Annotated in this window: 12 protein-coding genes; 8 read left to right on the plus strand and 4 right to left on the minus strand. The window is 33.3% G+C overall.

The window, feature by feature from the left end; all coding sequences use genetic code 11:
- Positions 1–11 precede the first annotated feature (11 nt).
- Together JJL45_RS11165 and thrC are read left to right on the plus strand one after the other, a co-directional pair.
- Positions 12–935: a homoserine kinase gene (locus JJL45_RS11165; RefSeq protein WP_068604782.1), complete on the plus strand. Its 924-nt coding sequence runs from the start codon at positions 12–14 to the stop codon at positions 933–935.
- A gap of 105 nt (positions 936–1,040) precedes the next feature.
- A complete protein-coding gene (gene thrC, locus JJL45_RS11170; protein WP_068604728.1) occupies positions 1,041–2,336 on the plus strand; it encodes a threonine synthase in 1,296 nt (431 codons plus the stop codon).
- Positions 2,337–2,503: 167 nt separating this feature from the next.
- Here thrC and JJL45_RS11175 read toward each other — a convergent pair whose 3' ends face one another.
- From JJL45_RS11175 to JJL45_RS11185, 3 genes are all read right to left on the minus strand, one after another.
- A complete protein-coding gene (locus tag JJL45_RS11175) occupies positions 2,504–3,052 on the minus strand; it encodes an NUMOD4 domain-containing protein (protein WP_068604730.1) in 549 nt (182 codons plus the stop codon).
- 183 nt (positions 3,053–3,235) lie between these two features.
- Complete coding sequence (locus JJL45_RS11180) at positions 3,236–4,648, minus strand: carbohydrate porin (protein ID WP_068604784.1); 1,413 nt, start codon at positions 4,646–4,648, stop codon at positions 3,236–3,238.
- Between the two features lie 240 nt (positions 4,649–4,888).
- The gene (locus tag JJL45_RS11185; RefSeq protein ID WP_068604732.1) at positions 4,889–6,625 is read right to left on the minus strand and encodes a hybrid sensor histidine kinase/response regulator; all 1,737 of its coding nucleotides are present in this window, start codon (positions 6,623–6,625) and stop codon (positions 4,889–4,891) included.
- A gap of 307 nt (positions 6,626–6,932) precedes the next feature.
- Here JJL45_RS11185 and gcvT point away from each other — a divergent pair, with 307 nt between their 5' ends.
- From gcvT to JJL45_RS11215, 6 genes are all read left to right on the plus strand, one after another.
- Positions 6,933–8,012 (plus strand): glycine cleavage system aminomethyltransferase GcvT, encoded by a 1,080-nt coding sequence (gene gcvT, locus JJL45_RS11190; protein WP_068604734.1) that lies wholly within the window; start codon positions 6,933–6,935, stop codon positions 8,010–8,012.
- Between the two features lie 2 nt (positions 8,013–8,014).
- Entirely contained in the window at positions 8,015–8,929 is a 915-nt protein-coding gene (locus tag JJL45_RS11195; protein ID WP_068604735.1) for a glutaminase, read from the plus strand.
- Positions 8,930–8,953: 24 nt separating this feature from the next.
- A complete protein-coding gene (locus tag JJL45_RS11200) occupies positions 8,954–9,787 on the plus strand; it encodes a sugar nucleotide-binding protein (RefSeq protein WP_068604737.1) in 834 nt (277 codons plus the stop codon).
- A 58-nt stretch (positions 9,788–9,845) separates the two neighbouring features.
- Positions 9,846–10,139: a 4a-hydroxytetrahydrobiopterin dehydratase gene (locus tag JJL45_RS11205; protein WP_067149159.1), complete on the plus strand. Its 294-nt coding sequence runs from the start codon at positions 9,846–9,848 to the stop codon at positions 10,137–10,139.
- Positions 10,140–10,234: 95 nt separating this feature from the next.
- Complete coding sequence (locus JJL45_RS11210) at positions 10,235–10,954, plus strand: YebC/PmpR family DNA-binding transcriptional regulator (RefSeq protein ID WP_068604739.1); 720 nt, start codon at positions 10,235–10,237, stop codon at positions 10,952–10,954.
- A gap of 242 nt (positions 10,955–11,196) precedes the next feature.
- Positions 11,197–12,183, plus strand: coding sequence for a Gfo/Idh/MocA family protein (locus JJL45_RS11215; protein WP_068604741.1), 987 nt, complete (start codon positions 11,197–11,199; stop codon positions 12,181–12,183).
- Here the strand turns inward: JJL45_RS11215 and JJL45_RS11220 are convergent.
- A complete protein-coding gene (locus JJL45_RS11220) occupies positions 12,180–12,917 on the minus strand; it encodes an NYN domain-containing protein (RefSeq protein WP_067149151.1) in 738 nt (245 codons plus the stop codon). The two genes, JJL45_RS11215 and JJL45_RS11220, sit on opposite strands and share 4 nt — an antisense overlap.
- Positions 12,918–13,018: the final 101 nt, after the last annotated feature.

Consider the following 13,018-nt stretch of genomic DNA (forward strand, 5'->3'; position numbering starts at 1 on the left):
TGCTAGACAGTATGAACGAAATAAAAATATTTTCGCCGGCAACGGTTGCTAATGTGGCTTGTGGGTTTGATGTATTAGGCTTTTGCTTAGACAGTATTGGCGACGAAATGGTGATAAGAAAGGTTGAGAAAAAAGGCATTCATATTACCCATATAGAAGGTTTTGATTTACCTAAAGATGCCGAATTAAACGTAGCAGGTGTATCCGCTTTAGCGATGTATAATACCTTATGTATTAATTATGGTTTTGAAATTGAAATATACAAAAACATAAAACCAGGAAGTGGTATTGGAAGTAGTGCTGCAAGTGCCGTGGGGAGTGTTTTTGGTATGAACGAGCTACTCGGAAGACCATTTAATAAAACAGAATTAACGGAGTTTGCTATTAAAGGAGAAGCTTTAGCTAGTAAATGTGAGCATGCCGATAACCTAGCCCCTGCCCTTTTTGGTGGTTTTACATTAGTAAAAAGTATGTCACCTTTACAAATTCTGGAAATTCCAACGCCGGATGATCTTTATGCGACGATTATTCATCCGCAGATAGAAATAAAAACTTCAGAATCTAGAGCTATTTTACCTAAAGAAGTGGCTTTATCTGATGCCATTACACAATGGGCAAATGTTGGTAGTTTGGTACATGCACTACACACAAGCGATTACGATTTGATTCAAGATGCACTTCACGATGTTATTGTCGAACCTCATAGAAGTCAGTTAATTCCGCATTTTAGCGAGGTAAAAGCAGAAGTTTTAAAAGCCGGCGCATTAGGTTGTGGCATTTCAGGTTCTGGACCATCAATTTTTTCATTGAATAAAGGTTTGGAAACGGCTAATAAAGTTAAAGAAGCCATGGAAAATGTGTACGCAAAAACAGATATTGCTTTTGAAGTTCACGTTTCTAAGATAAATACTAAGGGTGTGAAAGCCATATATTAAGATTGAAATAGCTATACTGTAATTTCCAAAAATACTGAGAAATTGCAGTATAAAGAATATTAATAATTAATAAACAGATTCCTGCCTTCGCAGGAATGATAAACAATGAACTATTACTCACTAAACCATAAAGCCCCGAATACAACTTTTGAAAATGCTGTTGTAAAAGGTTTGGCTCCAGATAAAGGCTTATATTTTCCTGAAAGTATTACGCCATTACCAAATTCGTTTTTTGAAAATATTGATAATTTATCAAATACAGAAATAGCTTTTGAAGCGATTAAACAATTTGTTTCACCAGAAATTCCTGAGGATGTCTTAAAAAAGATCGTAGAAGAGACCTTATCCTTCAATTTTCCTGTTGTTAAACTGAATGAAAATATTTCTACTTTAGAATTATTTCATGGACCAACCATGGCATTTAAAGATGTGGGAGCACGCTTTATGGCCCGTTGTTTAGGCTATTTTAACAAGGACAACAGCAATGAAGTTACTGTTTTGGTTGCGACTTCTGGTGATACTGGAGGTGCTGTTGCCAATGGGTTTTTAGGAGTAAAAGGTGTTAATGTTGTAATCTTATACCCTAGCGGAAAAGTGAGTGACATACAGGAAAAACAACTTACAACGCTTGGTCAGAATATCAAAGCTTTAGAAGTTGACGGTACTTTTGACGACTGTCAGGCCATGGTTAAAGAAGCTTTCTTAGATGAAAGTTTAACGAGTAAAATGCAGTTAACTTCTGCAAACTCTATAAACGTTGCACGTTGGTTGCCACAATTATTCTATTTTATGTTTGCTTATAAGCAATTGCATAATACTTATGATGACATTGTTTTTTCTGTGCCAAGCGGAAACTTCGGAAATGTTTGTGCCGGCATGATGGCGCAACAATTAGGCTTACCTATTAAACATTTTGTAGCTTCTAACAACGAAAATAATGTGGTTACACGTTATTTAGAATCTGAATTATACGAACCAAAACCTTCAGTGCAAACCATTAGTAATGCTATGGATGTTGGGGCGCCAAGTAACTTTATTCGTATTCAGGAAATATATAAGAATAACTTCAAAAGTTTAAAAGACAATGTGTCTTCTTATAGTTTTTCGGATGATGAAACGAGAGAAGCCATGTTAGAAATTTATAATAATTACAACTATGTGGCCGATCCGCATGGTGCTGTAGGCTACTTAGGTTGTAAATCACATTTAAAAAGCAATCCTGAAGCGCATTGTGTGTTTCTAGAAACGGCTCACCCAACAAAATTCTTGGATGTTGTAGAAGATGTTATTAAAGAAGAACAGCCTTTACCAGAACAGATCCAGGCAGTAATGGGGAAAGAGAAAGAAGCTACTTTAGTTTCTAGTTACGAAGACTTAAAAACGTTTCTTTTAAAGAGATAAAATAGCGTATAAAATAAAAAGGCTGTTTTAAAGGTTGAATTTTCGTCAATCTGAATTTATTTCAGATTCTCATAATCATTGTATTTCAATATCATGAGATTCTGTGTCAAGCACAGAATGACGGTTGCTTAAACTTTTAAGACAACCTTTTTTAAATTCTTAATTTTTCAATACTCAGTTACCGATCCCCAATTTTCTCCTGATTTTATACGGTAAAGCTGCATTTCAGAGATCCCAAATTGTTTGGCAATCATTTTTAATCGCGTTCTTCTATTGGGATCGTTTATTTTGCGTTTAATTAACCGCACTCTGGTTTCTGTCAGTTTTGAGTAAGTTCTTTTCCTAGGTTTATTTTTATATTCCGGATTACTGAATTGATGCGTTTCTTTTTCTCTTTTGGTTGCCCATTTTAGGTTATTTACGTGATTATCTGTTTTGTTATAATTTAAATGGATCACATAAATACCATCATTCTGTTCAAGGAAATGTTCTGCTACAAGTTTATGAACATATCTACTGGTCCATTTCCTTTTTTCCTTCAATTTTAAACGTATAGCTTCATAACCATTTACTAGTGATTTCTTTTGCTCAATGTCTTCATCTCCTTTACAGTTTAAAATTCGACCGTAATTGGAAATCTTGTATTTCTCTTGATCAGAGATTTTATCGTCAAACACAATCTCTTTCCATGCTTCTTTCCAGTAGTTTCTAATCATTTTTCTGCAATTTTATCAAAAATACTAAAACTATTGGGTTAAACCTCTAATTTTCACTAGTTTGACTATAAAAATTTGAAAAGAGGTAAGTGGAATTTCGTTTTTCAAAAAAATTGTAAAAATTTTCACCTTAAAAAATGAAATACTTTAGGAATCAATATGTTAAGACTCTAATTCAAAAAGTTATTTCCAAAGCCACCATTCTGCTTTAAATCCGAAATAATACCCCCATTGCTTTTCTCCTGCAAATTGTAAATAAGGCGAGTACAACGTCTCCTTTGCAAAATCATTATAGTAAGCTAGAGAAGCTACAAAACGTAAATGTGGTCTCGCCCAGAAGTCGCGTTGTCCTGTAGGTACTAAAACAGGTGCAAAACTTAACTTAGTCATACTTGCATAAGGATTAGTACCGTCTTTACGCTGTGAATAATGCAATTCGGCTAATAAAAGAAAATAATCTTTTAAATAGAATTGGTGTCGTGTTCCTACGGTAAAGTCGATCTTTTTATTATAAACCTCCTGCTCAAAATAGGTTGGCGCAAGATTATTGGATGCTGCACCACCTTTACTATTTGTATAAATAACATAAGCATTTAAAGTGTAATTATCAGAAAAATTAAATACTGAATGGTTTACTAAAGCCACCGAATAGGCGTTTTTGTACCGCAATGTATTTTCATCAGGAGCCCCAAAAGTAAGCCAAGTTTTAGATAAACCACCATCACCGCCATTAGCAATACCGCCGCCGTACCTTAATGTAAAATCATTAAATGAACCTGGCATCAATTTTTTTAAGTTACGGTGATATCGAACCCCTAAAACATATCCATAATCGGTTGGGAAGTTTTCGGCATCTGAAACATCAGGATTAGCATCCTCAGGAATGGTGTGGTCCTCACCTTCTTCCATGTGATGATATTCTGCTAGGGCTGTAATACTATTGTTTTCATCGATATCAAAATCGTGTTCACCAACAAACACGGTGCGTTGGCTTAATGCTGCACTTGGTGTACCCGTTTTAAAATTGAGATAAAAATATGGTGGTAAGGTTGAAGTAGTATCTACGGAAGCGACAAAAATAGTTGATAGTCGACTCTTCTTATATTCTACACCAACCCCCTGTCCGGAGTGATCATTAAAATAAAAGTGATCGGCAATATGGGCATCTGCACCACGATAAAACCGAGAACCAATCCAAATATTTAACCCAGAGCCTCTAATATTTCTAGCTTCCGCATAAATTTCTGGCATGGCAAAAGTTAGGCCTCCAACACTACTAGTAGTTGAATTTCCTATGGTAGTTAAGCTTGTAGAATAAACCGCTAAACGTATTTGAACATGGATTTCTGTAGAGTCTCCTTTTTGAGGATTGAAGGTTAAATTTGGGGCTAATTCTAAATAATCTTGTTCTTCCAAGCGCCCACCAATACTTCCCATATTATTAAGGTTTAATTTGCGTCCCACAGCGCCACCATTATCGAAGGACCAACCTACGCCTACCCGACCATAAGATCCAATATTTAGATTCTTACTTTTAGCATACTCATAATTAATTTGAGAAAAGCCATTAAAACTGGAGATAAAAAAAAGGAACATTAGAAATGAACTTCCAAAAAAACAACTGTTTTTTCTTCTTGCTGAGGGTAGTTTTTTGCTCATTTATCAGGTTGGTTTCTAACAAATATACAAGGAAACTTACTGATTAACAATGTGTTTTTTTAATAAATATCTTACAATTATAGTGGGATAAGATTAAAGTTTTCTTCGAATATCCTATTTTAGGCATATATTTAAACAAACTCCAACAATCTGAAATTCAAAAAGATATAGAAGTTTTTAAGAAACCGCTTCTTTCGAATAATTTTTTAAAATTTCAAATAGGTCTTGTTTGCTAAATGGCTTAGAAAGAATATCATCAAAACCTAGACTATCCAATTTGGAAATAAATTCTGTACTCGGAATATTAGCTGTAAAGGCAACAACATTAATATTAGGTTGCAGCTTTTTAATATGCTTAATGGCTTTAAAACCATTCATTTTAGGCATTTCAAGATCCAAAAGCACCAAATTTATTTTTTTATGCTCTTTTATGGCTTCTATCGCTTCAATACCGTTATTAGCTTCATAAATTTTTAAAACATGCTTTTCTAATAGCTTTTTAGCATACATCATACTTACCATGTTATCCTCAACCAATAAAACATTTAGTTTTAATAAAAAATCATCATTAAAAGCTTCCTCAAATTTTGATGTTTTAGAAGTTAAAATACCGCGCTCTAAATTTAATGGAAATTGAAAGCGGGTTCCTTTCTTTAAAACACTCTCTATTTGTATCTCAGAGCCCATGGCTTTAATTATGGATTGAGAAATTGACAATCCTAAACCAGTACCACCATAAACCGGATTCTTTTCATTTTTAATTTGATGAAAACTCTCAAATACCTTTTTTAAGTTTTTAGGCGCAATTCCCATGCCTGTATCTTGTACCATAAATTGTATACTTATCCTATCTTCCTCGGTATTATTTATTTGAGCCGAAAAAATAATACTACCTTGTTCTGTAAACTTTATAGCATTAGAAATCAGATTGTAAATAACCTGTGCTAACCTTTTTTCATCAATGTTAACGACTAAATCTTTCAATTTAGGATCGATATAGGAATGTAACTCTAAATTTTTCTCTTCGGCTTTATTAATAAAAGGAACGGTGATTTTAGATAAAAAATCAAATAAAACTTTGGGTTCGTAGGATAATTCAAATAGCCCTGATTCAATTTTATGCATGTCTAACATATCATTGACCAACAATAACATATTGTTATTACAATGATCTAAAATTTCAAAATAACGCTTGTTTTTAACCTCTTCCGATTCATTATCTAGAATAAGTTTTGTAACACCATTAATACTGTTTATTTGTGTTCGCAATTCGTGTCCTAAATTAGATAGCACTCGGGTTCGTCTGTCTTTTTCGCTTTCAGCATTGACTTTATCGAATGATATTTTATTTATAACCGATTTATTATAACTGAGGGCTTGCAGTGAAAACACCATCATCACACCAAAATTTACAGCGGAATTTAACATAAATCGATAATGAATTTGCTCTTCCGTTAAGTCTTTGTAATACTCCGAATACATTGGTGAAACAACAAAGGTAAGCAGCATAAAAACAAAAATAATGGCGTACAGCGTACTAGTGTGTTTTTTAAAATAAACCTCCCTACGAATAACATATGGCAATGAAAAAAGGAGTCCGAATTGAAACCAATAATAACCAGCCATAATTCCTTCCAAATAAGTTAAACCTAAAGTTGCCGAGCCTAAACAAACAAAAACGAAATAGGGTCCGAAAAGGTAATTACGCTTAACTACAAAAGCATAGACACTTAATGAAAAACCCAAAAGTGGTAATAGCATGAGTATAAAAGACTCGATATAGCCATTTTTATAACTTAAATAAGCATAATATAAATTAAATAGAATAGCAGCGATATAAACATTCATTGCTAATCTAAATGAAGTTTTCTGTAAAAGATCTTTAAAGTTAAGGGTTCTAAGTGGCTGTGTCATTGAGAGTTTAAGAGAAATCAAATGTAATAATTATTATATTTTATTGATTCATAATAGACTTTTCTTTTTGTTAAAAATTTTAAGAGATAATTTCATTAAAACAAATAAACCTCTTAAAATCTTATGAAAAAGCTAAACAAAGGGTATATTATAAATAGATAATGGACATGCTTTTGATTCAATTCATATTTGAAATTCAACTTTTACAATCCTTTTTCACGCCTTTATTTAACGCTATTTAACAATTCATTCAATCTTTAAACCAGATTAATTTCTATACTTTTGTGCTGCATATAAAACTAAAACAATGAAAAATACAGCCTTAACAGAAACTCATACATCCCTTGGAGCTAAAATGGTTCCTTTTGCAGGATACAACATGCCCGTACAATATGAAGGGGTTAATATTGAACACGAAACCGTTAGAAAAGGTGTTGGTGTTTTTGATGTCTCTCATATGGGTGAATTTCTTATTGAAGGCGAAAATGCTTTAGCTTTAATACAAAAAGTATCTAGTAATGATGCTTCAAAATTAATGATTGGTAAAGCTCAATATAGTTGCTTGCCTAACGATGACGGTGGTATTGTAGATGATTTAATCATATATAAAATTAAAGATGAAACTTACTTGTTAGTAGTAAATGCAAGTAATATTGATAAAGATTGGGATTGGATTCAATCTAAAAATGATGTTGGAGCCAATATGCGTAATTTAAGTGACGATTATTCTTTGTTAGCGATTCAAGGTCCAAAAGCTATTGAAGCCATGCAAAGTATTACAAGTCATGTTTTAGCAGCTATCAAATTTTACAATTTTGTTGTTGGAGATTTTGCCGGTATTGAAAATGTTATCATCTCGGCAACAGGATATACTGGTAGTGGCGGATTTGAGATCTACTGTAAAAACAGTGAAGTTAAGCAAGTTTGGGATAAAGTATTTGAGGCTGGAGCAGATTATGGTATAAAACCTATTGGTTTAGCAGCGCGTGATACGTTGCGTTTAGAAATGGGTTATTGTTTATATGGCAATGATATTGACGATACTACCTCTCCTATTGAAGCTGGATTAGGTTGGATTACAAAATTCACTAAAGATTTCACAAATTCTGAAGCCTTAAAAGCTGAAAAAGAACAAGGTCCTAAAAGAAAACTTATAGCTTTTGAATTGGATGAAAGAGGTATTCCACGTCAAGGTTATGATATTGTGGATTCAGAAGGCTCTGTAATTGGTAAGGTAACTTCGGGAACCATGTCACCAAGTTTAGGAAAAGGTATCGGCTTAGGGTATGTTTCTACGGAATTAGCAGGTGTGGATAGTAAAATTAGTATTCAAATTAGAAAAAATGCAGTGCCTGCAACAGTTGTTAAATTACCATTCTATAAATAATAATGGTTGATTTCCAAGCCATTTTAAATAGTATATATCAAGATGCTAAATCAGTTAAAGATAAAGGTGTTGTAGCATCTTACATCCCAGAATTAGCTCATGTAAATCCAGAAGCTTTTGGCATTCATTTACGCACTTCCGAAGGTGAAAATTATGGTGTTGGCGATTTCGACAAATTGTTTTCTATTCAGAGTATCTCTAAGGTTTTTGCTTTGTCTAAAGCTATGGCTCTAATAGGTGATGCTATTTGGAAACGTGTCGATGTTGAACCTAGCGGAAACCCATATAACTTTTTGGCTTTGTTAGAGATTGAAAACGGTATTCCTAGAAATCCGTTTATAAATTCTGGCGCTATTGTAATAGCCGATATTTTGCTTTCTAACTTAAAAAATCCGAAAGCAGATTTTTTAAATTATGTACGAGAGCTCGCTGGCGATTCTTCTATCAATTATAATGAAGAGGTTGCCTATTCCGAAAAGATAACTGGTTTTAAAAATTACGCCTCAGCAAACCTTTTAAAATCCTTTAATAATTTAGAAAACCCAGTAGATGCTGTTCTAGATTTCTATTTTCATCAATGTGCTATCGAAATGACTTGCAGTCAGCTGTCAAAAGCCTTTTATTTATTTGCAAATAAAGGCAGTTGTATGCAGCAAAAACAACATATTAGCAATCAGCAAGTAAAACGTATTAATGCATTAATGTTAACTTGTGGATTTTATGATGAAGCTGGAGAATTTGCTTTTGAGGTAGGATTACCAGGAAAAAGTGGTGTTGGCGGAGGCATAGTAGCCTTACTACCCGATCAATTTATTGTGAGTGTTTGGTCTCCCGGATTAAACAAAAAAGGCAACTCAAAATTAGGTATGCATGCTTTAGAACAGTTTACTACAAAAGCAAAATTGTCTATATTTTAGATTGCTCCAAAGTGCCCCAGTTATATGATAGAACGAGAAAACAAACATACTATTTTAATTTTAGGAGCTAGTGGTTTTCTTGGTGGTGCACTTTACAAAGAGCTCTGCTCCTATTTTAGAACCTTTGGCACTTATAATATTAGTAACCGTGCTCTAGAAAAAAACAAACATTTTTTTCAGTATAATTTTGAAGAGGATGACATCTATGAAATACTTGAAATTGTAAAGCCTACCATTATCATTTCTGCCCTTCGTGGGGATTTTTCAAAGCAAGTTTTACTTCATCAACATCTAGCCGAATATGTCTTTATAGAAAAAATAAAGCTTATATTTTTGTCTTCTGCCAATGTTTTCGATGCCTATAGCAAATACCCAAGTTACGAGTTAGATAAAACTTATAGCAATAGTATTTTCGGACATTTTAAAATTAAAATTGAAAATATGCTGCTGCGTTTGCCTAAAAAGCAAATCGTTATTATTAGACTCCCAATGGTTTTCGGAGCACAATCGCCAAGAATACAAGAAATTCTTCATTTCTTAAAAGCAAAAGAACCCATTGAAGTCTTTCCTAATTTGGTTATGAATGTTTCTAGCGATTCCAAAATGACACAGCAAATTCATTATATCATCAATCGTAATAAATCTGGTGTTTTTCATTTGGGAAGTGAAGATTTAGTGCATCATGACGATTTCATTAAGGAAATTATAGCCTCGTACGATTTAGAGCAAAAAGCCATATTTAAACAGGTTTACACAACAAATGATGAACGCTACCTAGCTGTTTTACCAAAATTCAATAAGCTTCCGAAGCATTTACAGTTAAAAAGCGAGGATATTTTAAGTGATTTGAAATTATAGTTGATAAGCCACTTACAATTCCTTAAATTGTCATTAAACTTTAAAAAGATAAAAGATCATGAGTAAACTTTCTGAACAAGACATCGAAAAAAAATTATTGCAATTTCCAGATTGGGATTATTATGATGATGCCATTCATAGTGAATTTGAATTTGAAAATTTCAAAGACTGCTTTAGTGCCATGAGCCGTATTGCTTTTGAATGTGAAGCACTAAACCATCACCCTAATTGGACAAATGTATACAATGTACTTACCATCTCATTATCAACGCATAGTGAAAATGGCGTTACCGAAAAAGATTTTAAGTTGGCCAAAGCCATTGAATTTATAGTAGAACCAGAAGAAGATTAATACTATTTATTTGTTTTTGATTTGAAGGTTTTTAAATTTGTCAAATTATTTAATTTAATACAATTGCTGCCACAAGTAGCATAACACATATAATTATGGGAAGAGCTTTTGAGTTTAGAAAAGCAAGAAAGATGAAACGTTGGTCTGCCATGAGTAAAGCATTTACTCGTATTGGTAAAGATATTGTGATGGCTGTTAAAGAAGGTGGTCCAGATCCAGATAGTAACTCGCGATTACGTGCTGTTATACAAAATGCAAAGGCTGTTAACATGCCTAAAGACAATGTGGAGCGTGCCATAAAACGTGCTAGCGACAAAAGTCAAGGCGATTACAAAGAGGTTATTTTTGAAGGCTATGCACCACATGGTGTGGCTGTTTTAGTAGAAACTGCTACCGATAATAATACCAGAACAGTAGCAAACGTTAGAAGTTATTTTAATAAATGTGATGGTAGTTTAGGGACTTCAGGATCTGTTGTTTTTATGTTTGATCACACTTGTAATTTTAGAATTAACGCAGAAGGTCTCGATCCAGAAGAATTAGAGTTAGAGTTTATAGACTTTGGTGCAGAAGAAGTTTTTGCTGATGAAGACGGTATTTTAATCTACGCCCCTTTTGAAAGTTTTGGTGCTATTCAATCGGAATTAGAAAGCAGAGGTATTGAGATTTTATCTTCTGGGTTTGAACGTATTCCGCAGGTAACAAAACCTTTAACTCCGGAACAAGCCGCCGATGTAGAGAAACTTTTGGAAAAACTCGACGATGACGATGACGTCCAAAATGTATATCATACCATGGAAGAAAGTGGAGAATAAAAAAACAAGAAAGAGAGCTTTTTAAGCTCTCTTTTTTATTTGAGCAATTTTCATGTTTAAAACTTCTATGTAGATGGAGTTTTATAAGAATTTCCTATAAAATCATTTCCTTATTTTAACTGAGTTTGTCTGTTTTTATTAGTATTTTAGTAGTTATAACTAACTAAACAACGATATGATTCTCCTTACCAACAGAATCATATTAACTATTTCTTGAAACTAACAAAAACTACTAAACAACAATGAAGTACGTATCTAAAGAAATTAAATGGGGCATTATAGGATGCGGTAATGTCACAGAAGTTAAAAGTGGTCCTGCTTATAAAATAACATGTGGGTTTACGATTTCCGCCGTAATGAGGCGTGATGCTAAAAAGGTCAAAGATTATGCAAAACGTCATCAAATTGACACCTACTACACAGATGCCGATCAGCTTATTAATGATCCCAATGTAGATGCCGTTTATATTGCCACACCTCCCGATAGTCATAAATATTATGCGTTAAAAGTAGCTGCTGCAGGAAAACCTTGCTGTATTGAAAAACCATTATCGCCAAGTTACGCTGATAGTCTTGAGGTTTATAACGCTTTTAAAGACAAAAACATTCCCTTATTCGTTGCCTATTATAGACGTTCTTTACCTAGATTTTTAAAAATTAAATCCTGGATAGATACCGGACTAATTGGTCAAGTTAGACATATCTCATCCCATTTGAGTAAACCACCAAGCGAAAAAGATTTATCAAAAACATACAATTGGAGAACCGATGATAAAATTGCTCCAGGTGGTTATTTTGATGATTTAGCAAGTCATGAATTGGATTTATTTACTTATTTCTTTGGTAATATTAAAGAAGCCCATGGGGTAAGTGTTAATCAACAAAATTTATATTCAGCTAAAGATGCCGTTACTGCAAGTTGGGTACATGAAAATGGTGTAACAGGTTCTGGGACATGGAATTTTGGATGTAGCGAACACTTAGATAAAGTAATCATATATGGTTCTAAAGGCACCATTAAATTTTCTGTATTTCACGATAACCCTATTGTGCTAAAATGTGAGGACAGAAGAAAAGAAGTGTATATCGAAAATCCAAATCATATTCAATTTCCTCATGTTGAAAACATGAGGTTTTATTTTGACGACCCATCTCAAACACATCCTTCAACTGGAGAAACAGCATTACATACCAGTTGGGTTATGGATAAAATATTAGGACAGATTTAATGTTTATTTTTTACATAAATTAATTTAAAACGACCATTGGTTTGATCGCGTTGTTCTAGCTCAAATTGATCTAAAGATTTAAAAAGCGGTGTTAATTTTTGAAAACCAAAATTACGGGAATCAAAATTAGGCTGCTTTTTAATGATTAAAGAACCTACATCACCAAGAAAAGCCCAACCATCATCATCGGCGCAATCATCTACAGCATGAGATAAAAATTGAATAACTTTAGGTGTAATATTGTAAAGGTTTTCTTTTGATTTAGTCGAACCATCAACCTGTTTCGGACTTGTCGTTTCTTTCTTTAAAATTTCAAGGTAAATAAATTTATCACAGGCTACGATAAAGGGATCTGGGGTTTTCTTTTCTCCCATACCATAAACCACCAATCCGGCTTCACGCAATCGTGTGGCTAGTTTTGTAAAATCACTATCTGATGAAACTAGGCAAAAACCATTTACTTTTTCCGAATAAAGAATATCCATGGCATCAATAATCATAGCCGAATCTGTAGCATTTTTTCCTGTGGTATACCCGTACTGTTGTATAGGGGTAATAGCGTTTTCTAATAAAACGTTTTTCCACTTGGCTAAATAAGGCTTTGTCCAGTCCCCATAAATTCTTTTTATGGTAGGTGTTCCATATTTAGTGATTTCTTCCATCATTTCTGAAATATACTTCGCAGGGATATTATCGCCGTCGATTAACACGGCTATTTTAGTGTCTTTTATCATATTTTTTAAAAATAAACAAAATCGTAACCATTATATCGATTTTGGCTTTGAATATTTTTTAACTTTTTTTTATTATTTAAAAATTTATAACTAATTACATT

It is taken from the genome of Tamlana sp. s12 (assembly GCF_016767215.1).
In the GTDB taxonomy this organism is placed as follows: Bacteria; Bacteroidota; Bacteroidia; order Flavobacteriales; family Flavobacteriaceae; genus Pseudotamlana; species Pseudotamlana agarivorans.